Source organism: Streptomyces sp. WAC00040 (genome assembly GCF_056835925.1).
Genome location: NZ_JAKQZE010000001.1, coordinates 2,683,719 through 2,701,973, shown reverse-complemented (window position 1 = coordinate 2,701,973; position 18,255 = coordinate 2,683,719). Strand labels below are relative to the sequence as shown.

At 67.9% G+C, this 18,255-nt stretch carries 31 protein-coding genes and 1 pseudogene; all 32 read right to left on the bottom strand.

Annotated elements, in window-relative coordinates:
* Positions 1-176 precede the first annotated feature (176 nt).
* The 32 genes and pseudogenes from MDN94_RS12675 to MDN94_RS12520 all read right to left on the bottom strand — a co-directional run bounded on the left by MDN94_RS12675 (position 177) and on the right by MDN94_RS12520 (position 18,255).
* Positions 177-1,049, bottom strand: coding sequence for a histone-like nucleoid-structuring protein Lsr2 (locus MDN94_RS12675; RefSeq protein ID WP_482725933.1), 873 nt, complete (start codon positions 1,047-1,049; stop codon positions 177-179).
* A gap of 497 nt (positions 1,050-1,546) precedes the next feature.
* Positions 1,547-1,906: pseudogene (locus tag MDN94_RS12670) on the bottom strand (histone-like nucleoid-structuring protein Lsr2); the annotation flags it as partial.
* Positions 1,907-2,217: 311 nt separating this feature from the next.
* A complete protein-coding gene (locus tag MDN94_RS12665) occupies positions 2,218-2,544 on the bottom strand; it encodes a hypothetical protein (protein WP_482725932.1) in 327 nt (108 codons plus the stop codon).
* 14 nt (positions 2,545-2,558) lie between these two features.
* Positions 2,559-2,867 carry a hypothetical protein gene (locus MDN94_RS12660; protein ID WP_482725931.1) on the bottom strand — a complete coding sequence of 103 codons (309 nt, stop codon included), beginning with the start codon at positions 2,865-2,867 and terminating at the stop codon, positions 2,559-2,561.
* Positions 2,868-3,129: 262 nt separating this feature from the next.
* Positions 3,130-3,933, bottom strand: a complete 804-nt coding sequence (locus MDN94_RS12655) for a DUF6881 domain-containing protein (RefSeq protein WP_482725930.1) — start codon at positions 3,931-3,933, stop codon at positions 3,130-3,132.
* 107 nt (positions 3,934-4,040) lie between these two features.
* Positions 4,041-4,646, bottom strand: coding sequence for a hypothetical protein (locus MDN94_RS12650; RefSeq protein ID WP_482725929.1), 606 nt, complete (start codon positions 4,644-4,646; stop codon positions 4,041-4,043).
* The gene (locus MDN94_RS12645; RefSeq protein ID WP_482725928.1) at positions 4,643-5,116 is read right to left on the bottom strand and encodes a hypothetical protein; all 474 of its coding nucleotides are present in this window, start codon (positions 5,114-5,116) and stop codon (positions 4,643-4,645) included. Before MDN94_RS12645 ends, MDN94_RS12650 begins: the two co-directional genes overlap by 4 nt.
* A complete protein-coding gene (locus MDN94_RS12640) occupies positions 5,113-5,442 on the bottom strand; it encodes a hypothetical protein (RefSeq protein ID WP_482725927.1) in 330 nt (109 codons plus the stop codon). Before MDN94_RS12640 ends, MDN94_RS12645 begins: the two co-directional genes overlap by 4 nt.
* A gap of 90 nt (positions 5,443-5,532) precedes the next feature.
* Positions 5,533-6,309 carry a hypothetical protein gene (locus tag MDN94_RS12635; RefSeq protein ID WP_482725926.1) on the bottom strand — a complete coding sequence of 259 codons (777 nt, stop codon included), beginning with the start codon at positions 6,307-6,309 and terminating at the stop codon, positions 5,533-5,535.
* Positions 6,310-6,433: 124 nt separating this feature from the next.
* Positions 6,434-6,994, bottom strand: a complete 561-nt coding sequence (locus MDN94_RS12630) for a hypothetical protein (RefSeq protein WP_482725925.1) — start codon at positions 6,992-6,994, stop codon at positions 6,434-6,436.
* A 74-nt stretch (positions 6,995-7,068) separates the two neighbouring features.
* A complete protein-coding gene (locus tag MDN94_RS12625; protein ID WP_482725924.1) occupies positions 7,069-7,347 on the bottom strand; it encodes a hypothetical protein in 279 nt (92 codons plus the stop codon).
* Between the two features lie 62 nt (positions 7,348-7,409).
* Positions 7,410-8,135 carry a hypothetical protein gene (locus MDN94_RS12620; RefSeq protein ID WP_482725923.1) on the bottom strand — a complete coding sequence of 242 codons (726 nt, stop codon included), beginning with the start codon at positions 8,133-8,135 and terminating at the stop codon, positions 7,410-7,412.
* Complete coding sequence (locus tag MDN94_RS12615) at positions 8,126-8,833, bottom strand: hypothetical protein (RefSeq protein ID WP_482725922.1); 708 nt, start codon at positions 8,831-8,833, stop codon at positions 8,126-8,128. Before MDN94_RS12615 ends, MDN94_RS12620 begins: the two co-directional genes overlap by 10 nt.
* Positions 8,834-8,961: 128 nt before the next feature.
* On the bottom strand, positions 8,962-9,660 hold the full coding sequence (locus tag MDN94_RS12610; RefSeq protein WP_482725921.1) for a hypothetical protein: 699 nt from the start codon (positions 9,658-9,660) through the stop codon (positions 8,962-8,964).
* A 2-nt stretch (positions 9,661-9,662) separates the two neighbouring features.
* Entirely contained in the window at positions 9,663-10,547 is an 885-nt protein-coding gene (locus MDN94_RS12605; protein ID WP_482725920.1) for a hypothetical protein, read from the bottom strand.
* A 7-nt stretch (positions 10,548-10,554) separates the two neighbouring features.
* Entirely contained in the window at positions 10,555-10,797 is a 243-nt protein-coding gene (locus MDN94_RS12600) for a hypothetical protein (RefSeq protein ID WP_482725919.1), read from the bottom strand.
* Complete coding sequence (locus MDN94_RS12595; RefSeq protein ID WP_482725918.1) at positions 10,794-11,396, bottom strand: hypothetical protein; 603 nt, start codon at positions 11,394-11,396, stop codon at positions 10,794-10,796. The genes MDN94_RS12600 and MDN94_RS12595 overlap by 4 nt, the downstream gene beginning before the upstream one ends.
* Positions 11,393-11,923, bottom strand: a complete 531-nt coding sequence (locus MDN94_RS12590; RefSeq protein ID WP_482725917.1) for a hypothetical protein — start codon at positions 11,921-11,923, stop codon at positions 11,393-11,395. Before MDN94_RS12590 ends, MDN94_RS12595 begins: the two co-directional genes overlap by 4 nt.
* Positions 11,904-12,305, bottom strand: coding sequence for a hypothetical protein (locus MDN94_RS12585; protein WP_482725916.1), 402 nt, complete (start codon positions 12,303-12,305; stop codon positions 11,904-11,906). The genes MDN94_RS12590 and MDN94_RS12585 overlap by 20 nt, the downstream gene beginning before the upstream one ends.
* Positions 12,306-12,413: 108 nt before the next feature.
* Positions 12,414-12,857: a hypothetical protein gene (locus tag MDN94_RS12580; protein ID WP_482725915.1), complete on the bottom strand. Its 444-nt coding sequence runs from the start codon at positions 12,855-12,857 to the stop codon at positions 12,414-12,416.
* A complete protein-coding gene (locus MDN94_RS12575; protein WP_482725914.1) occupies positions 12,851-13,405 on the bottom strand; it encodes a hypothetical protein in 555 nt (184 codons plus the stop codon). The genes MDN94_RS12580 and MDN94_RS12575 overlap by 7 nt, the downstream gene beginning before the upstream one ends.
* A gap of 1 nt (position 13,406) precedes the next feature.
* Positions 13,407-13,652 carry a hypothetical protein gene (locus tag MDN94_RS12570; protein ID WP_482725913.1) on the bottom strand — a complete coding sequence of 82 codons (246 nt, stop codon included), beginning with the start codon at positions 13,650-13,652 and terminating at the stop codon, positions 13,407-13,409.
* Positions 13,649-14,110, bottom strand: a complete 462-nt coding sequence (locus MDN94_RS12565; protein WP_482725912.1) for a hypothetical protein — start codon at positions 14,108-14,110, stop codon at positions 13,649-13,651. The genes MDN94_RS12570 and MDN94_RS12565 overlap by 4 nt, the downstream gene beginning before the upstream one ends.
* Positions 14,111-14,112: 2 nt before the next feature.
* A complete protein-coding gene (locus tag MDN94_RS12560; RefSeq protein WP_482725911.1) occupies positions 14,113-14,577 on the bottom strand; it encodes a hypothetical protein in 465 nt (154 codons plus the stop codon).
* A 1-nt stretch (position 14,578) separates the two neighbouring features.
* Complete coding sequence (locus MDN94_RS12555) at positions 14,579-14,827, bottom strand: hypothetical protein (protein WP_482725910.1); 249 nt, start codon at positions 14,825-14,827, stop codon at positions 14,579-14,581.
* 81 nt (positions 14,828-14,908) lie between these two features.
* Complete coding sequence (locus tag MDN94_RS12550) at positions 14,909-15,199, bottom strand: hypothetical protein (protein ID WP_482725909.1); 291 nt, start codon at positions 15,197-15,199, stop codon at positions 14,909-14,911.
* On the bottom strand, positions 15,186-15,662 hold the full coding sequence (locus tag MDN94_RS12545; RefSeq protein ID WP_482725908.1) for a hypothetical protein: 477 nt from the start codon (positions 15,660-15,662) through the stop codon (positions 15,186-15,188). Before MDN94_RS12545 ends, MDN94_RS12550 begins: the two co-directional genes overlap by 14 nt.
* A complete protein-coding gene (locus tag MDN94_RS12540) occupies positions 15,659-16,063 on the bottom strand; it encodes a hypothetical protein (RefSeq protein WP_482725907.1) in 405 nt (134 codons plus the stop codon). Before MDN94_RS12540 ends, MDN94_RS12545 begins: the two co-directional genes overlap by 4 nt.
* A 104-nt stretch (positions 16,064-16,167) precedes the next feature.
* The gene (locus tag MDN94_RS12535; RefSeq protein ID WP_482725906.1) at positions 16,168-16,464 is read right to left on the bottom strand and encodes a hypothetical protein; all 297 of its coding nucleotides are present in this window, start codon (positions 16,462-16,464) and stop codon (positions 16,168-16,170) included.
* 136 nt (positions 16,465-16,600) lie between these two features.
* A complete protein-coding gene (locus tag MDN94_RS12530) occupies positions 16,601-17,137 on the bottom strand; it encodes a hypothetical protein (RefSeq protein ID WP_482725905.1) in 537 nt (178 codons plus the stop codon).
* 31 nt (positions 17,138-17,168) lie between these two features.
* A complete protein-coding gene (locus MDN94_RS12525) occupies positions 17,169-17,639 on the bottom strand; it encodes a hypothetical protein (protein ID WP_482725904.1) in 471 nt (156 codons plus the stop codon).
* Positions 17,640-17,781: 142 nt separating this feature from the next.
* Positions 17,782-18,255 (bottom strand): hypothetical protein, encoded by a 474-nt coding sequence (locus tag MDN94_RS12520; RefSeq protein ID WP_482725903.1) that lies wholly within the window; start codon positions 18,253-18,255, stop codon positions 17,782-17,784.

Sequence of the window (18,255 nt, the reverse complement as noted above, 5' to 3'; positions counted from 1 at the left end):
TTACTCCCGGTGGTGATCGGTTAGTGACGGATGACAAGCTAGCTGGAAAGTCCGTGTGGCCGGAACGTGGTTGAGTGAATTGTTTGACCGTCACTCGAATGGGTGAATACTCACCAGTCGAGGTGTGGGGCCCGGCGTAGGTGGTCTGCGCCGGGATGCCCGCTTCTGTCGGTCTGTCAGGCGAGGCTGGCGATGGTGATGGCGTGGCGGCCGAAGCGGGTGATGGACCAGCCGTACGGGGAGTCGGCGTCCTCGACGATCACTTCAAGGTTCTCCAGGCGTTCGACGGAGGACTTCAGGTAGCTGATCTTGCCGGGACCGTCGGGCGCGAGGATGCCGGCGAGCTTGTTGAGGAGGGTGAGATTGCGGTCGGTGAGGATGCTCATGCGCTCTGCGAGGGTCATCTTCTCGACCTTGTCGGTGCGGTCCAGGCCGCCGGCGGTGCGACGCTCCCAGTACCCCTCGGTCGAGGCGCGCTCGCTGAGCTTGCCGGCCGCTTTCAGGTCGACGTAGTACTTGCGGGCCTCGGCTTCGGAGTGGTCGTCGGTGTTGCCGGCCGGGGTGGCGGCGGCTTCGCTGGCGGCGTTGGCGAACTCGGTCACGGGGTCCTTGAGCGCGGGGGTCTCCCGGGGCTTCGGCTCCTCGCCGTGCTGCGCGGCCTCCGTCTCGTTGCTGCTGCCGTTGTGGGCGGCTTGGTATGCCTCCGTGATCTTGGCGGGGACCTTCCCGCGCCCTCCGGCCGGCATGAGGCCTTGTTCGACGGCCCACGCCCGGACGGTGGCGGGGCTGTTGGGGTCCTGGGTCTGCTTGGCGGAGTTGCGGCGGGTGGCGGCCTCGCTGACGTAGCGGTTGCCGTACTTGGTGCGGCGGATGACGCGGCCGGCCTGCGTGTACGGCCGGAGCCAGGTGCGCAGGGCCTCGGCGTTGGCCGCGTTGAGGTCGATCTCGTACTCCACGCCGTCGAGTGCGAACTTGACGGTTTCGGCGGCTTTGGTCTTTCCATCGTTGATGAGGTCATCGAGCAGAATGACGATGCGCTTCTGGGCCATGGTTTCCTCCGGCAGGGACGAGTGGGCTGGGTGCGGTGTTTACGTACAGGCATGCGAAAGCCCGCCAGCGGTCGGCGTGCTGGCGGGCTTCGGTTTGTTGGTGGTTGTTTTTGTGGGGCTGCTGGGGCTCAGGCGGTGGGGCTGATGCCATGCACCTCGAACCACAGGCGCCCAGCGACGGTGATCTCGTAGAGATCTTCTTCGTCTTCGAGGTTCCGCATCAACCCCCGGTTGCGGAGCGCTTCGTAGGAGGTTGCATCGGAGTGGCCGTTCGAGACAGCGATCCCGCGTGCGTCGGCATATGCCAATCGGAGCCTGTTGAGTTGGGCTTTACTCAGCTTGCCTGCCTGCCTCGCAGTGAGGCGTGCGCGGTCCTTCGCAGTGGGAGCCGCAGGAATCTCCGGTGCCGGAGAGATTACTTCCTCGGCGGGAGCCTTGTGGGGGTCGAGTCCGTTGGTGGTGAGCAGCTCCTGGAGGGGCTTCTCATCTCCCCGCCTGGCTGCTTCGTAGGCTTCGCGGACCTTGCCGGAAACACGGCCTCGCTCGTTGACCGGGAGGTCGTAGCGGGCGGCCCAGGCGCGGATCTCAGCGCTGTCATCGGCCCTGATGGTCAGCCTCTGGCTTCCACGGGTACTACGGAGGCCACGAGGGACGGTCACTCCCCTGGCGCGTAGGTTGTTGGTGCCGGCTGGCCGCGCTTTGGCTCGGAACTCTTCGAGCATGCCCCGGAGGCGCTGAGCGTTGCGGTCGCAGAGGTCGATCTCGTAGAACTTCCCGTCCAGGGCGAACGTGACGGTCTCTTCCGCTTCACATCCTTCCAGATCGTCAACCAGCAGGACCTGGACCTTTTGCGCCATGGCTGTTCCTCCATGCGTTTACTGCGGTGTGACGTGGTCGGCGAAACTCTATACGCCGCCATGCGTGTGAGGCAGCAGTCATGGGGTAGGTGGAACAATTTTCGTCAGCCAAATGACCAACTCATTGATCTTCGGCCTCTTTGCGACTTTAACCGCGCAGGGGGCGCATACGCCGAGCGCATACGCACACCTCCGGCGCAAACTCAGGCCAGACCGTGACGTGTTGCTCCCAACGAGCGCCCCTTGCGTTGGTGGATTCGCCAAGGGCGGGGTCCTGCACCCTTGGGCCGTTCGGCTGGCGGGAGCCGGTACTACAAGCTGGCGTTGTTGCCAGGCGGCAAGTAAAGGTGTCGCCCGTCGAGCGCCAGTGTGTCGTGGAATTCCAGCCGTACGATCTCGTCCTCGGGGTTCACCTGATCGGGGAAAAGGGCCCGGTCGAGGCAGTCCTTGCTGACCTCGTCCTCGGCGTCCTCGGCCACCGCGTAGCTCGTGAAGACGCGACCGCCGGCATCGACGACCTCGCCGAGCTGCTGGTGCGTGCCGATGGCAGCGACCTCGACGGCATCCCGGAAGGTGGCGTCCTTCTCCCAAGCGGAGTGCCGCACCAAGGTGTACCAGGGGTTCTTCAGCTTGCTCATCAGACGTCTTCCGTTCAGTCAGTGTTCGTCGGGTGACGGCGGTTCCACTCGGCGAGGAGGTTGCGGCCTTTGGTGGTGAGGCCTGTGATGACCCACCCGCCCTCTCGGCTGTCGTCCCCGGGCTCCACCCAGATGACCCTCCACAGGTCCTGATCCTGGAAGTCGCGGATTCCGCTGACGTGCCAGGTCTCGGGGGTCTGCAAACGGCCGACGGGCTCCCTGACGGCGGCGATGTGGGCGAGTTTGGCGGCGCCGGATTCGTAGAGAGTGCGGCGGGTTCCGTCGGCGTCGACGTAGTTCATCTTGATGCGCGCCCCACTCAAAATTCGTACTTCCTTTCCATTTGCGCCGATGACCAAGCCGCCCGGCGGGCGGGGTACTTTCGGCTGACAACCACTCCAACCCGCCCTCATGCGGTCACCCGTTCGAGTGACGGGCTGGCGAAGTCATCAGCAGTCCGTGAGCAGCCCCGGCATCGACACCGTCCGCTTCTGTGCACGCACCCCGTGTGGAGGCGGCCAGCTCATGGTGACATCCGTGTGCCGGCTGTCTTCCCCGGGTTGCTGCGGTGTCCCTGCTCGGCGGCTAGTTGTTCTCGAACAGGTGCGGGAACATGATGCTGGCGAGGTCGTGATGGCCCGTGCAGAACGCCGCCCCCTCGACCACTTCCTTCCCGCACGGCACCGCGTACTCGCCCGCCGGGTCGCCGCCCTCCAGGTACTTGCAGGTGTTGTCCCTTGCCGCGTCCCACTCCGACTCGAACGTGTCCTCGTCGATCTTCTTCGCCGTCTGGCCGGGGCGGGCGTTGAGGATGGTGAGGCCGGGGAAGTGGGTGTCGTCCTTGTCGGTCTCGCCCGTGCCGACCGTGTTGTCCTCGACCCACAGGTGCCGGCCGTCCAGGAGTACCTCGACGCGGCGCAGCTCCGAGTGCGTCTTGTCGTCGATCTCCAGGTAGAGGTCGGTGGGCTGGCCGGGCATCGGGGTGTGCTTGCGGATGTGGACGTACGAGACGCGGCGCTTGCCGGTCTGGGAGGCGATGATGTCGAGCAGGTGGTCGTCGAACGAGGCCGGGGAGTGCATCCCGGGGTGGGGCTCCTGCCCCTCGTGCTGGGCGATCAGCTCGGGGGTGACGTCGTCCTCGGTAAAGGCGCTGCCATCCCCCTTGGTGAGCAGGGTGACGCCCAGTTCGCGGTAGGTCTTGAACAGCGCCTTGGCCCGGCGCAGGTTCTCCTCAGCGTCCTGGGCGTACCAGACGGGGATGCCCAGGTGGAGGGCGATGGGCAGGTAGCTCAGCGGGTAGCGCGGGTCCATGTCCGGCCACAGCTTGACGGACAGCGTCTCGCCTTCGGGCTGCTCGGGCTGGGCGGAATCGGGGGTCTCGTTGTTCATGGGGTCATCCTTCCAAAGAGGTACGACACGCTTGGGGGAATGCGGAAGGGCCCGGCATCGCGTCAGGAGCACGCGGGCGCCGGGCCCTTTCCGGGAGGTCGAGCGGATCAGTGGGGAAGCGCCGTCCTGCGGGACGCAGGGGGCTGGAGGTGGGCCGGGTCGTCGGTGGAGACCAGGCGGACGTTCGTGAGGTCGAGGGCGAGGGACACCTTGCCCGGGAGGTTCGGGAAGAGGACCCGCACCGGCTGTCCGGTCTGCACTCCGGCGCTCCGGAGGGAGTCGCAGACGGCCTCCCAGGAGACGGCGTTGACGGTGAGCTGGGCACCGGCGGGGACGGTCAGGGTGTACTCGTGGGTGGGGATCTTGGGCTGGGTCGCCTGGTACGCCGCCAGCTCCTTCTCGTGCGTCCCCAGGGCGTTCACGAACTCGTCCAGCTCGGCGGCGGTGTCGGGGGCCATGGTGCGGTACTCCCGCATCGTGAACCACTCGTTCGGCCGCATGGGGTCCGTCGCGGGGATCTGGTAGAGCGCGTCGATGGGGGCCTTGGCGCTCGCGGCCTCGGCGCAGGAGCGCAGGACGTAGGCGCGGCTGACTCCGGCGATGTCCATGGTCCAGGCCACCATGTGCCGGAAGCCGTGGTGCTCGACGTCACCGACGGCGGCCGTGGGGAACGTCTTCCCCTGGAAGTGGAAGACGGGGGGATGGGTGCTCACTTCTGGTTCTCCTTCACGTAGAGGGCGGGGGGTTGAAATGCGGCGACGGCAGCCTCGGTGAGCAGGTGCGAGAAGACGTCCGGCAGGCTCGCCTCGTAGGTGCTGAGCGCCTCGTCGTACTCGTACTGAGTGACGCCGTCCCGCCGCTCGCCATCCGCGCCGAGGAGCGCCTCCCGCTCCTTCTCCCAGGCGCGCTCCAGGGTGAGGGCGTTCGCGAGGGCCGGCCGCGCCGGCGTGCCCGGAGCGATCTCGTAGCGGGTGCCGGGCAGCACCGGGTAGGTGACGTGCTCGACCTGGTCGGGGCGGAAGAGGTACACGACGCCGTCGAGGACGTGGAGCAGCAGGCCCGTGGTGGCCGCGCGTCCGTGGAAGACGGTGATCATGGTGCCGGTCAGGGCGCTGTGCTGCTGGGGGGTGAGGTCGGCCAGCCGCCCGAAGGCGGGCGCGGCGGGGGCGGTCGCGGTGCTCATGCGGTGATTTCCTTCGGGTCGATGGTGGTGCCGTCCTCGAAGCCGTAGCTGTCGAGCAGCGGCAGGTGGGCGCCGAGCCGCTTGTGCAGCTTGATCATCAGGACGGTGACCGCCTTGTCGATCTCGATGGAGTCCTCGACCTCGGCGCCGCACTTCTTGCAGGCCAGGCGAAGGTTCTCGTGGCTGAAGGCGTCCAGGTCGACCGCGTGGTCCTCAGGGCTGCCGGACAGGTCGACGGTGAGCATCGCGGATGCGACGAGATCGAAATCCTCGTTGCCGCACTCGCCCAGTTCGTCGCCGGAGTGGTCGAAGTTGGTGCAGTGCACGGTGGTCCTCCAGGTGGTGTGAGGTGGCGCCGGAAGAAGGCTCGGCAGGGACCGCAACGCCCCCGAGGGGGCGCCACGGAAACGGCCGGGTCAGCGGGCGCGGCCCAGCTCGATGTCGACGGTCCACTGCTTGGTGACCACGCCGTAGTCGGCCGGGTCGAGGCGGCACCCGCCGAGGTAGTGGGTGAGGTCTTCGTCGTCCTCGTAGCGGACCTGGAAGTGGCCGACGGAGGACATGACCAGGACGGTGGCGGGCCGGTTGTCGCGCTTGCGGTCGTAGACGACGTCACGGCCGGGCATGAGTTCGCGGCCGGTCTTCGCGTCGTAGGGGGTCCAGTAGGACTCAGTGAAGTCGTAGATGTGGCCGTTGGAGTAGCGCAGGGCGAGGCCGACGCGGGAGGGGTAGCAGCGCGCGGTGGTTCCGTCCGCTCGGCGGATCTCGACGAGCTGCGTGATTTCTGCCGTGTCCGGGTTCCACGGCAGGGCGACGACGGTGACTTCGTCGCGGGTGCGGCGACCGATGAGCGTGCGGGTGAAGGGCTCGAATCCGGGGCCGGTGGCCAGGGTCTGGTGGGTGAACCGGTCGATCAGCTCGACGGTGCCGCCGCCGTGCCAGAACACCGAGCCGGCCTTCCGCTCCTCGGTCAGCAGGCGCAGGCGCTCGGTTCCGAACTCCTCCTCGCAGGTGCACTCGTCCTCGCAGTCGCAGGCGTCCTCCTCCGCGATGCACTCGGAGCACTTCGTCGCGGAGTCGTCGGCGCCGGGGGTGTGGTGGTCGACGCCGTCGGGGTACTGCTCGGGGTCGGCCTCGATGACGTACTCGGCGCAGCCGGGGCACCGGAGGTGACCTTCTCGGACGATGGCCATGCGTTTCACTCCTCGTAATCGTGGTCGGTGCGGCGGCACTCTTGTTTCAACGAGCGCCGCCACAATCGGTCCGGTCACCCATTCGAGTGACGGGATTGTTTATGCGCCGGGCGCATTTTCTTGTTCAGCGGACTCCGACGGCTTCCAGCAGCTCGACCATCCGCATGGCCACGCCGGGGTCGTCCCACCCGCCAACCTGGCCGGTGTCCTCCTGGAGGCCCACGACCTGCGCGAGGCGCAGCAACTCGTGGATCGGGTGCTTCTTCACGATCTCGTCGGCCGTGGCCCACAGCTTCGCGGCCACCTTGCGCAGCCGGTCGTCCTTGATGTCCTGGGGGTTGCGGTAGACGCCCTCGATGTACAGCGGCGCTCGGAGGCGGGTCCGCTTGATCGGCTTCCAGCCGCCCGGCACGCACATCTGGTGCGTCACCTCGTAGATCGTCTCGCCCTCGATCGGGCGGGCGTCGGGGATCTGCTCGATGACCATGCGGCGCTCCCCCAGGACGGGGCGGCGGGCCGGGGTGGGCTCGACGTCCCGGATGATCGGCCGGGAGAACTCGCCGGTGGCGTCGCACATGACCAGCCGATCGCCCTCGACTCGGACGAACGTCACCAGGTACTCCGCCAAGGGCTCGAACGTCTCGCCCTGCTGGACCAGACGGCCCTCGTAGTTGATGTTCTCCACTGTGCTGCCCCTTTCAGGCATGAAAAAGGCGGCCCCCCCCATGTGGGTGAGCCGCCGGAATTGCTGATGCGTCCTTAGTTCTGGTTCCAGGGGTAGTGCGCTGTGTCCGAGGTGAGGATTCCCCACGGCTCGGGCTTGAGTTCCGAGGCGTACTGCTGGAAGTACACGTCGTCGATGACGCCGGTGATGCGCTCGATGGACATCAGGCTGTACTCCGTGAGCGCCGGCAGCTCGCGTGCCCACCGAGAGAGCCTCTCGATCGCGGGCAGGAGGTAGACCGCGTCCTTCGGCATCCGGCGGGCTTCCTGAGCGCAGACGCTGAGGCGGGTCTCGAAGGCGTGTACCTTGTGCATCGTCCAGCCTTCCGGCGGAACGAACGGGGTGACGGACAGCGGGCGCGGGATCGTTTCTCCGCTCACTGGTGGCTGTACCGGTTCCGCACGAGCGTCAGAAAGTCGACGCTGAGGGTGTTGCGCACCGTGCCGAGGATCTCGCCGTCCTGTCGGTCGATGATCGACTCGTAGCCGCTGCGGCTCGTGGACATCATGAGGTAGAAGCGCTTGCCACTATGCGTGGCGTACGTGCAGCTCGTCGGGTCGAGGTCGAGCGTGCAGTTGCACAGCGGGACAACGTCCTCCAGGACGACGTTCTCCGGCGCCGTCTCACCAGGCGGCAGGAAGCGGAGCCCGATCATCCTGCGCAGCAGCTCGTCGCGCTCCGCCGGGTCGCTGGGGCGGGCCATGTCGGCGTCGCTGACACGGCACTCGGCGGTGCGGGACTTGTCCGTGCCCTTCCGCGTCCAGGTGACGCGGTAGCGGGTGCGCACCGTGTCGGTCTCGTCGTCCTCGGCCGGCGGAGACGGCTCGGTCGTTGCCGGCTGGTCGGCGGGCAGCGGCTTCGTGGCCGGCTCGGTCTGCTTGTTCGAGCCGTCGACCGGGGCGGCCCAGACCGTGGTGCCAGTCTTGTTCACGTGGAAGATGCCGCCCTGCTCGTCGTACCACTCGACGCGGCCGTGGCCGGTGTGGACCGGCTTGGCCTTGATCCCGGGCTTCGGCTTCTTCAGACGGTTCAGGCCGCCGTACATGACCCATCCGTTGGGGTCGGCAAGGGCCATGGCGTCGTTCGTCTTGATCAGTTCCATGTTGGTTCCCACTTTCCGGAGAAGAGGCGGAGTGCGGTCTCGGGGTGCTCGCGGTTCCAGTTCTTCAGGAGCCAGTGCGCGTTGCCGTTGGCGTTTACCGGCCGGACCGGACGCTCCTTCTGCACGAACTCGTCCCACTGCCAGTGCTTCCCGGCGAGGCCGTAGGCGCGGGCGAAGTCGGCGAACCACGTCTCGCACGCGCCGTTGTGGACCGCGTAGAACAGCTCGCGGTGACGCTCCTCGGTCCACCCCTCGACATCGACGACGTCGTGCACGATGGGGCCCGGCCACCCGCCGTGGACCTCGCCGCGATCCCTGCTGACGGTGGACCCCCAGATGGTGCGCACGTGCCGGTCGGCCGGAATGACGACCAGGTTGCGTCCCAGGTCGAGGACGGTGCGCTGGTAGGGGTCCTGGTCGACGATGTCTCCGTGGGCCACGGCCGGCCCCGGTGCGAGGTGGCCAGCCCGGACGCGGCGCTCGGTCATGTAGATCACGGTGGCCGGCCGGCGCGTGCGCTCCAGCTCGGCGATGGCGGCCTCCAGCGTGGCCTGCCGCGTGTCGGGCTCGAAGTTGCGTTCGTACGTGCCTCGGTTGTCGTCGCGGATGGCGAGTGCGCGCGGGACGTGGTTCTCGTGGAAGAAGGTGTGGATGGAGTAGCGCGGGTGAATTACGCGCGGGGGCGGCGGAAGAAGCATTCGATTCCTCGGTCAGCGGCTGTGTTTCTGCGGCGTCCTTGCGTACCCCGTCCCGGAATCGAACCGGGCAAAGATCTCGTTCACGGGGCCCGGCCGTATTCCGGCCTATTCAGTTTTGGGTGGGGCGGTTACTCGGTGTCGGTCGGCGCGCCCTGGTACGGCTCGAAGTGCTCCAGGAGCCGCGTGTAGCTCTTGGTGGCGGTGTGGGCGCGGAAGCACGCCCACATGCCGACCTCCGGGGTGGCCGCGATGCCGAGCGACTTGTGGCCCACGCGAACGTCGTACCGCCCGTCGTCGCGGCGCTGGAGGTAGCCGATGCCGGTGCCGAGACCACGGGTGTTGAGGTCCACGAGGAAGTCGTGGCTGTCCTTCAGCGGCATCAGGGACACGAGCACGCCGGTCTCGGGGATGATCGACGGGCTGACCTCGTAGGACTGGGTCGTGCCGAACCGCTCGGAGATGCGGTCGAGTCCCTCGCACTCGCAGCCGTTGCTGACGCAGCAGCCACACTGCGACATATCGATCTTGCGCTCGTCGACTCCCCCGAGCTGCTTGCCGGCCGGCCGGCTGCGGAAGGACTGGGCCGGCGGGGCGAACCAGTACAGAGCCTCAGCCGCGCTCTGCTTGGACCCGAAGCCGGGCATTGCGATGGCGGGGGCATCGTTGCGCTTGCTCCAGTCGGCCACCCACTCGCCACCGGCGGTCAGGTAGACCTTGCCGAGGTAGGCGTCGTCGAAGTCCGCCACCCCCTTGTTGAAGACGTCGAAACGCGTCGGCTCCTCACCGGGCGGATTGGTCGAGAGGTAGGTGAACTTGGGCGTGGGCATGGTCACTCTCCGTAGATGGTGGTCTTGAAGGTGATGTCGCTGAGGGCGCCGAACGCGTCGCACACCGCGTCGGTGACCTGGGCCAGATGCGTGGAGGCGGGGTCGTTCAGGCCGGTGATGCGCAGCACGGCGGCGATGGCGCCCTCGGGGGCGTGGAGGACGACGTCTTCGTGGCCGGGGGTGTACGTGCAGAAGTACGTGGACCCGTACTGGTTGGTCATGTTGTCGAAGTGGAAGACGACCTGCTTGTAGTCGTCGCGGTGCTCGGGGTTGATCTCGTCCGGGCGCAGCCGGCCCCGGTTCGGCGCTTTCTCGGCCCAGATGTGCGCGGTCGAGGTGTACCGCAGCAGGTACTCGCGGTCACGGAAGGTGAAGGTGGCCACGCAGCCGGCGTGGGGGCTCTTCACGAGGCGCCAGTCCTCGATGTGCAGCCCGATGTCGTTGACGGCGTAGTCGTACCACTTCAGGGCGACCGCCTTGTACGTCTCCCGGTCGCCGTCGCCGATCTCTTCGCGGGTCAGGTAGAGGTGGTCGATGGACTCGGGCCGCGCCGGGCAGCCGCACAGCATCGAGAACCGGAAGACCGAGACGTGGCCCGTGGCGCCGCAGTCGTAGCACCGCGCGCCGTGCTCCGCGTCCTCGACCAGGCGGTGGCCCTCGACGATGTCGATGAAGGCCGGGGTCGGGGTGTGGACGTGAAGCGGAACGATGCGGGCCCGAAGCGCCGGCCGCCGTACGAAGGACTCACCGCAGGGCTCGCACACAGGGTCGCTGAACGGCTCCCGGGTCTCCTCCTCACGGATGGAACCGAGCAGCATGTGCGTCGCGGTGCCCTGGCACGGATCGTCGCCGGGGACGAGGGTGGATCGAACAGTGGAACAGCGCATGACACTCCTAGGAGGAAGGGCCGTTGTGTGTGGCGGGAGTTGCGGCGGAGTCCTCGGCCGATGCCTCGGCGTCGTGGGATTCGGCGCACAGCTCGCAGATGAAGCCCCCGGGCACCCGGTACTTGCGGGTGCACGGGTGGTCGTCGTAGTGACTGGGGCAGTCCGCGTTGGCGCACCGGAAGTGGCAGCACGCTTCGGGCTCGTGTCCGCCGTCGGGCCAGTCGGGGCCGACGTAGACGGTGCGGGTCACTCGTCGGCCGCGAGCCAGTAGGTGTTGTAGCCCATCTCGAACCGGACCGGGCCGGTCGCGTCGCGGGCCGTGGTGACGGCCTCGTGACGGCTGAGCGTGATGCCCTTGGTGAGGTGCGCCATGGCGTTGCGTCGCGTGGACCAGAGGAGGAACCACAGCAGCTTGTACTTCGCGTCGTGGAACGGCAGCTCGATCGTGCTGCTGGTCACCGGGATGCCGGACAGCACCTCGGTCTGCTTCCAGCCGGCCACGAGCTTGGGCCGGCCGGGCTCCTCGGGGCCGGCGAGGAACCGGCACAGCGTCTCGGCCGCCTGCTGTTCGAACAGCCGGTGCCAGACGTCGGCCTTCTCGGCGCGCTTCGGGTACGCCTCCAGGGCGGCGATCATGTTCTCCGTCGGGTCGTCCAGGTCGAAGTAGCTGCCCTGCCACCACTCGCCGGTCTCGGAGAAACCGGTCGATCCCTTCGGTCCGTCGAACTGGCGGCCCGCGACCCAGTGGGGTCCGTTCGTGGCGAGGAACACGCCCTGCATGTGGCCGGGCGACACCTCCTGGCGTCGCTGGGTGACGATGGTCCACGGGTGCGCGATCGAGTGATTCATGGGGTGTCCTCCTGCTGGGTGGGCGAGTTGCTGCTGTGTCCGCTGGTGAGCGCGAGAAGCGGGCGGGCGGATTCGACACGGACGCCGACCAGGCCGGGGGTGCCGTTCAGGTGGCGGCAGATCAGCCACCCGGAGTGGTAGCCGCTCTCGTCGTCCCAGCCGTCGACCAGGAGCAGGGCGACGACGCCCATGCCCTGGCCGTCGTGCTGGACGACGTCGCCGATCCGGTGCCCGACCGCGTACGCCCACATGTCCTGTGCGTAGTAGGTCAGGTACGGGTCGGGGATCATCTGCGGGTTCGGGTAGAGGCCCTTGCACCCGGGCGCCCCGAGGTAGTTCACGCCGGAGTCGAGCGTCGTCCAGTGCAGCGGGTTCGACGCGTCACGGTCGGTGCGCTCGGCGATGACCGCGACGTCGTAGAGGCGCCGCGCGCCGGAGTCCAGCAGCGCGAGCACCTCGTCCTCGAACTCCGTCCGGTTCACGTGGGCGACCGGGGTGATCCAGATTTCAGGCAGCGATGTCGGCACGGGGCTGCTCCTTGATCAGGCTGACGGCCGCCACGTAGTCGCGCCTGTCGTAGGGGTTGGGGTACTGGCGCCGGTTCTTCTCGACGGTGGCGATGCGGCCGGCCCATGCGCCGACGTGCCGGAGGCACTTCAGGTACGCGGTCAGCGAGTGCCAGCCCTGCGGGTCGAAGCTGGTGCCCCCGTCCCACGTGCGCTGGTACGCGGCCCACAGGGCGCGGAGCTCCAGGCACTTGGTCGAGACCCACCCGGAGTCGAAGTGGATCGCGGCGTAGCTTCCGGCGGGGGCGTAGACGTAGATCTCGCAGCCGCAGGGCAACAGGTGCGTGCCGGTAGTCGGGGTGAGGGTGTTCTCGGTGATCGTGCGGATGTTGGGGGAGGGCATCGGGCTCCTTCCGAAGGGGATGGGGTGGGACTGAGTGCCCGGGGCGGGGCTCGAACCCGCCGCGTGTGGGGGATGTCCGGTGGCACCGTTCACCGGCCGGGCAGGTCTTCAGCCGGCGAGCTTCTGGACGTCTCGCCGGTAGAGGTAGAGGGCTTCAGCGGCCTCGATGTCGGTCGCGTAATGGCCGATGAACGTGTCGCACCACCAGGCGGCCCACCGCTGCTCGGGCTCACCGACCCAGGTGCGGGAGATCTTGTATCGGCCGTCCAGGAGCAGGGCCACCCCGCGCGGGACGCGCAGGACGCTACGCAGGCTGCTGTGGGTGCTCTGGACGGCAACCCGCACGTGGTCGCGGTACGTCTGCCAGTCGACCACCCAGTCCGAGCTGGAGCGCCAGGCGTCGTACGTCGACAGGAGGTTGAGGCCGTTCATCACGCCCATGCGCGTGGGCGTCGACCTGGTGGGGTTCGCGAGGCCCAGCAGTACACAGGCGTTCGTGGGGGACGTTACGGCGGCGTCCGTGCCGGCCGGCGTCGAGTCCAAGGTCACCATCCGCGTCCCTCCTCGATGGCCTCGATCTGGTCGAAGGCGGCTTCGATGCTGAAGCGGGCCGGGCCGAACCACTTCCGGCCCTGGTCCCAGCGGCAGATCCGCATGTCGCCGTGCTGGCCTCGCAGGAGCCGGTAGACCCGGCCGTCGTCCGCCGTGTGCTGCTGGACCAGGCGGCTGTGCGAGTACCACTCCCGGTCGGTCGTCACGCCGGGCGTGCGGTCGTGGAAGCCGAACGGCTCGTGCGTGATCCACGTGCCCTCGTGCGGCGGCCGGTTCTCCGCGATGATCTCCGGGTCCGCGTACAGCCGGTCGTTGGACTGCGCGGTGCGCAGCTCGCCGGTCATGAGGCGGAAGAAGTAACGGAGGCCGCCGCCACCGCCACTCGTGGAGTTGACGCCGATGTCCCACACAGGGGTGAGTTCCACGCAGCTCTTCATCGTGCCGCCGGGTCCGATCGGCTTGTCCACCCAGCGCCCCAGGCGCATTCCGGCCTTGATCTCGGCCGGGTGCAGGAGCAGAAGGCCCGCTGCGACGTCGGTCATTTCCATGTCAGTTCTCCTTCGGGAGCGCGTCGGTGACCCTCTTCTTCGCGGCCGTCAAGGACGTCGCGCAGCCCAGGAACCGCTCGTCGTTGCCCGTGCCGACGAAGCAGGAGAAGAGGACACCGGCGAAGTCGGAGCGGAGCACCCGGCCGACCTGTACGCCGCCCTGCTTGAGCAGGGCTCCGGGGGTATGCGGGTTGCGGTTCGTGAACCAGCGGGGACGCGGCTTGGTGGGGGCGGTCTCCATGCTCATGCGACATCACCCGACCAGCCGCTCATCCGCCGGCCCAGGCTCTCGACCAGGGCGTCCGGGAGACCGGGGCGCACCTGGTAGCAGCGCACCTCGGCTTCCAGGATGCGCAGCCGTGCGTTGCCGGGCAGGTCGGTGAAGGTGGCGTTCTCCCACGCGCTCGGCAGCGCGAACTCGGCTCCGGTCAGGCGGAGGCCGGAGCCCTCGCGCCGGAACTCGCGCAGCGCCGCCAGGTGCGCCCATCCGTAGCGGGCCACGAGGGTCTGCCTGTCCGTGCCAACGGAGATGATGGTGGGCGGGAACGGGATACGGAGCAGCGTGGACTCCACCACGCGAGCCGCGTACGTGGGGGTCATGTCCACGGCCGGGAGTTCGGGCAGCAGGCGATCCGTCTTTTCCACGGTGAGCTGCCGGTCGTGCAGGTTGAAGTCGGTGGGGAAGCCCGGGGTGTACGCGGTCATGTTCAGCTCTCCTGGGTGTCGGTCGAGAAGGCGAACCAGCGGCCCTGGAGGCGGCCGTAGCCGTCGGGGCGGACGCGGATGGTGCCCTCGACCCCGGCGACGAGCCACCCCACGTGCCGGGTGCCGTGCTCCTCGGTGGTCTCGATCAGCCGGTGGTAGCCGATCAGCTTCCCGATCCGGAAGAACTTGGCCTCCTTGATCAGCAGGGCCTCGTCGACCGCCGGGAAGACGTCGCGCTCCAGGTGCTGCATGATCGCCTTGGTCAGCGGGCCCATCGAGTCGTACGAGTCCTCCGGCGTCTCGAACCCGCAGGCGCACATCCCGGCGTAGCCCTCGTACGAGGGCAGCCGCTGGAACAGGTGGTAGCCCGGCTCGACTCCGGCCGTGTTGAGCTGCTTCTGCATCTCCCGGGCGTACTGCGCTCCGGGGAGACTGTCGTCCAGGCCCAGCTCGGTGATTCGCGCCATGTCAGGCACCGATCCTTTCGGCGTTGTAGGTGTACGGCTTGCTCGTGGTCGAGTCGGTGTAGATCCCGGCCTCGCCCCACGTGATCGGCGAGGAGTACGGGTCGCCGTCCTTGTAGAGCTGGGCACCGCGCTCCCTGACCTCGACCTCGAAGACCAGGCCCGCGATCCGCATGTGCACGCACACCTCGGAGTAGGGCATTTCCAGGTGCACCCGGTCGCCGATCTCCAGGTCAATTCGCTGCTGCTGCAATTTCCCTCCCTAATAGCTGCTGACATTCGAGGGCCCAGGACGCGACCGCGAGTTGCTGCCGCGTCCTTGGCCCTCGGTAGCTCAGTCGCCGATTGGTGTGCGGGTGCCGTCGATGTGCACCACGAATCGGCCCACGTACGTGCGACCGTTGAATTCCTTGACCACGACGCGGTGTGGGCCGTCGCGGCAGCCTTTCAGGTGGCGCACTGCCCACGCGGCAACCGGATCGGGTTCGCCTGATTTCCGGCGGGGCTTGAGTTCGACGTACCGCGTCGCGGTGTCAGCCCATTTCGGCGGCGAATTCGCGGCAGGCGGTACGTATCGCTGGAGCATGAAGAACCAGAGAGAGCCGGTCGGCTCAGGTCGGTTCACCGGGCTCGATCTCCCGGCCGACCCGCATGCGGTACGACGAGTGGCGGATCACCGTGTCCTGGTCGCCGACCACGTTGTACAGGCTGATCCGGTCCTTCTTCTCGGCCCACTCCACGGCCTTTTCGACCGTCGGGAAGACCAGGAGACCGGGCGGGCCGTGGGTGTGGCCACGTACCAGCGTTCCGCCGACGCGCATGATGCGGAAGCGTTCGCCTTCCGGCGGCATGGTGCCCTCGAAGAGGTAGCCGGTCAGGCTGTCCCAGCCGAGCGTCTGCGCGTACTCGGGCTCGGCCGCCTCCCGGGTCTCGTGCTCGGTCACGGTGAGCACCAGCTTGTGCTTGTGCTGGCACTTCTCCCCCGACCAGGCGCCGGGCGTGCGGACGTAGAAGGGCTTGGGCGGCGGCACGTAGCCGGGGGCCGTCTTCGCGCAGCACGGGTGAAGGATGACGACGGTGTAGGTCATGCGCGGCGCTCCAGCGTCAGCAGCTTGCGGAGCGCGGCCGGCCCCTCGTCGTCCGGCTTCTGGGCGGGCTGGTCGGCCGGCGGCTTGAGGCGGGGCTTGTGCCCGACTCCGGATTCCAGCTCCCACCCCGCGTGACGTCGCAGGCGCAGCACGTCCCGACCGAACTTGGTCAGGCGGCACGCGACCCCGGAGGTGAGTTCCAGGAGCCCGTCACGCACCAGCTTCTGGCCCGTCGCGCTGCTCACGTTGATCCGAAGGCCGTTTCCCCTGCCCGGACTGACGCGCCAGCTCGTCACCCCGTCCAGGTGCATCACCCATCCCCGGTCGGCGCATTCCAGCACCAGGTGCGCGCGGCTCGAAAGCTGGTACTCCTCGGGTTGCTTCGAAGCGTTGTTGTCCATTTCGAAATCCCCTCCCATTCTCAATGCGTGTGGACGCGGGCGAGATACCGCCGGTGGGGGCGGCATCCGCGTTTCGATTTCCTGGCCGCGCATGTCGCGGCGGGTCAGCCCGTCCCGGATTCCGGCTCGCAGTTCTCGCACGGGATGTGGTGGCGGTCGTGGCACTCCTCGTCGTACGGGATGTGCTCGTCGCGGAGGAGGTCGGCCGGCTCGTGGTAGCCGAACGTCCGCAGCAGCTTCTCGGCGGCCTCGGCCTCCGTGCAGTCGAGGCCGCATCCGTACTCCTTGGGGAGAACTGGGAACGTCGCGGCCCAGACCTTTACGAACTCCTCGGTGGCCTGACGCTGTTTCCTCACCGCCTCCGCCAACTGCTTTCGGCGGGCACCACGAACCTTGGCCATTCCACTACCTCCCTTAGCCCATTCGATGGATGGGCTTTTAAATTCAGCATGCGCAGCAGAAAGGGAGCCGACCGGCACCACACGCGTGGACCGAGGCTCCCTTTCACCTGCTTGGTTCAGTTGTCGTACCGGTCGCTTACGCCCGGGAGATCCAGTCGGAATGCCAGCGGCCCTCGCGCGTCCAGCCGTCAGGGAACTTGACCTCGACTCGCCACTCCCACGTCCACAGGGGCGGGAGCTGGTGGTGCGCCTGCATCGGGCGGCGCTTCCACTCGATCGACAGCACCTCGGCCGTGCCGAGGCTGTAGCCGTCCGGCATCGCCGAGACCTGGTCGCCGACCTTGACCGGCTGATGGGTGGGCTTCGGCGTCTGGTACTCACCGCGCTCCAGCCAGTCCAGCTCGTGTACCGGCTTGCCGGTCACGGCCTGTTCGTAGATCTCCCACACCACGCGCGGCCCGTGCAACTGGTGCTTGCCGCTGAGCTGGGTTCGGGCCACGATCCGCAGGGGGTTGCCCTTCCGGTCGGGCACCTCGTACGTCCACAGCTCGTCGGCCATGCTGTTGACGACCAGGCCCCGGATGCGGATGTTCGCCTCCTCACCGGTGAGGGGCTCCGTCGGGGCGCTGCCCGGTCGGGGGTAGAGGTGGTGCAGGAGTACGCCGAAATCCATGGGCTGCCTTCCTGATTCGTATCGTCGGCGGCTAGTTCTTGCGGTCGTCCTGCCGGAGCTTGTGGCGCATGTCGGCCTCGTACACGTCGGCCTGACGGCCGTGGACCTTCTCGTACGACGCCAGGTCGAGCGGCAGCGCGGCCGTGGCGAGCTGGGGCACCGATCGGGCCATGAGCCGCAGGTAGAGGCACGCGGCGGCGGACGTCATCGGCGCGACCAAGCTCGCCTTGTAGAGGACGGTGAGCATCTCCGCGTCCGTGCCGGGCCGGGTGTCGGCCCCATTGACCACGCGCTTCAAGATCTCCCGGCAGTGGGCCCGGTAGAGCGGTTCGAGGAGCAGCCTCTCGTTGCCGTAGTTCTTGAGCAGGCGGAAGCTGTTCCAGATCGGGCCCGTACCCTTCTTGCCGGTCTCCGGCATGGGCTCGTCGTGGCGGCGCATCGCCTGCTCGATCTCCTCATCGGCCCACACCATCGCCTCGAAGAGGTCCGCAATGGCGGGCATTTCCGGGAGTATCGATTCGATGGTCACGGTGTCGGGCATATCCGTGCCCCCTTTCACTGCTGAATTTCGGGCATACGAAAGGGCCCCGACGCGGGTGCGTGAGGCCCCGTTGCTGCTGTGTCCCTCCCCGCCAGCGGCTTGATCAGGCGGCCGACTCCTCGCCGGCCGTCTCCGGCATGTCGCCGGTGAGCATGGCCTGGACGTCATGGATCGACTTGATCGCCGAGTCCAGGGAGACGGCCGTCAGGTGGCCCCTCTCGTGGTTGTCGAGCGCCTCCTGGAGCGTCTCGATGACGAACCGCAGCTCGCTCGGCACGGTCATCGCCTCACGCACCAACGCGCCCCGCGTCCACTGCCTCGGGTCGACCCCCGGTCGGAACCACAACGGACTCATCAGGTTCGGCATCGCCACGATGTCGCCGTTGCGCTGCGTGATCTGGTCGGTGAAGCGAGACGGCTTGACCCGGGCCCGGTCCTCCAGGGTCATGACCGCCGCCCGATGCTCCGGCCGGAAGTCGGCCGCCGTCGGCTGGTCGGTCTCACGCTCGCGCACCTCCAGGCCGTCGACCTCCAGGCCGCTGACACCCTGGAAAAGGCTCCGATTGAAAAGGCGCAT

What these genes read in the sequence shown, in the direction of transcription:
- MDN94_RS12530 (WP_482725905.1), bottom strand. Translation starts at nt 17,137, where the DNA reads ATGGATTTCGGCGTACTCCTGCACCACCTCTACCCCCGACCGGGCAGC.
- MDN94_RS12610 (WP_482725921.1), bottom strand. Translation starts at nt 9,660, where the DNA reads ATGCCCACGCCCAAGTTCACCTACCTCTCGACCAATCCGCCCGGTGAG.
- MDN94_RS12570 (WP_482725913.1), bottom strand. Translation starts at nt 13,652, where the DNA reads ATGAGCATGGAGACCGCCCCCACCAAGCCGCGTCCCCGCTGGTTCACG.
- MDN94_RS12520 (WP_482725903.1), bottom strand. Translation starts at nt 18,255, where the DNA reads ATGCGCCTTTTCAATCGGAGCCTTTTCCAGGGTGTCAGCGGCCTGGAG.
- MDN94_RS12620 (WP_482725923.1), bottom strand. Translation starts at nt 8,135, where the DNA reads ATGGAACTGATCAAGACGAACGACGCCATGGCCCTTGCCGACCCCAAC.
- MDN94_RS12605 (WP_482725920.1), bottom strand. Translation starts at nt 10,547, where the DNA reads ATGCGCTGTTCCACTGTTCGATCCACCCTCGTCCCCGGCGACGATCCG.
- MDN94_RS12535 (WP_482725906.1), bottom strand. Translation starts at nt 16,464, where the DNA reads ATGGCCAAGGTTCGTGGTGCCCGCCGAAAGCAGTTGGCGGAGGCGGTG.
- MDN94_RS12585 (WP_482725916.1), bottom strand. Translation starts at nt 12,305, where the DNA reads ATGCCCTCCCCCAACATCCGCACGATCACCGAGAACACCCTCACCCCG.
- MDN94_RS12615 (WP_482725922.1), bottom strand. Translation starts at nt 8,833, where the DNA reads ATGCTTCTTCCGCCGCCCCCGCGCGTAATTCACCCGCGCTACTCCATC.
- MDN94_RS12625 (WP_482725924.1), bottom strand. Translation starts at nt 7,347, where the DNA reads ATGCACAAGGTACACGCCTTCGAGACCCGCCTCAGCGTCTGCGCTCAG.
- MDN94_RS12580 (WP_482725915.1), bottom strand. Translation starts at nt 12,857, where the DNA reads ATGGTGACCTTGGACTCGACGCCGGCCGGCACGGACGCCGCCGTAACG.
- MDN94_RS12665 (WP_482725932.1), bottom strand. Translation starts at nt 2,544, where the DNA reads ATGAGCAAGCTGAAGAACCCCTGGTACACCTTGGTGCGGCACTCCGCT.
- MDN94_RS12540 (WP_482725907.1), bottom strand. Translation starts at nt 16,063, where the DNA reads ATGGACAACAACGCTTCGAAGCAACCCGAGGAGTACCAGCTTTCGAGC.
- MDN94_RS12635 (WP_482725926.1), bottom strand. Translation starts at nt 6,309, where the DNA reads ATGGCCATCGTCCGAGAAGGTCACCTCCGGTGCCCCGGCTGCGCCGAG.
- MDN94_RS12595 (WP_482725918.1), bottom strand. Translation starts at nt 11,396, where the DNA reads ATGAATCACTCGATCGCGCACCCGTGGACCATCGTCACCCAGCGACGC.
- MDN94_RS12645 (WP_482725928.1), bottom strand. Translation starts at nt 5,116, where the DNA reads ATGAGCACCGCGACCGCCCCCGCCGCGCCCGCCTTCGGGCGGCTGGCC.
- MDN94_RS12655 (WP_482725930.1), bottom strand. Translation starts at nt 3,933, where the DNA reads ATGAACAACGAGACCCCCGATTCCGCCCAGCCCGAGCAGCCCGAAGGC.
- MDN94_RS12675 (WP_482725933.1), bottom strand. Translation starts at nt 1,049, where the DNA reads ATGGCCCAGAAGCGCATCGTCATTCTGCTCGATGACCTCATCAACGAT.
- MDN94_RS12560 (WP_482725911.1), bottom strand. Translation starts at nt 14,577, where the DNA reads ATGGCGCGAATCACCGAGCTGGGCCTGGACGACAGTCTCCCCGGAGCG.
- MDN94_RS12525 (WP_482725904.1), bottom strand. Translation starts at nt 17,639, where the DNA reads ATGCCCGCCATTGCGGACCTCTTCGAGGCGATGGTGTGGGCCGATGAG.
- MDN94_RS12575 (WP_482725914.1), bottom strand. Translation starts at nt 13,405, where the DNA reads ATGGAAATGACCGACGTCGCAGCGGGCCTTCTGCTCCTGCACCCGGCC.
- MDN94_RS12565 (WP_482725912.1), bottom strand. Translation starts at nt 14,110, where the DNA reads ATGACCGCGTACACCCCGGGCTTCCCCACCGACTTCAACCTGCACGAC.
- MDN94_RS12545 (WP_482725908.1), bottom strand. Translation starts at nt 15,662, where the DNA reads ATGACCTACACCGTCGTCATCCTTCACCCGTGCTGCGCGAAGACGGCC.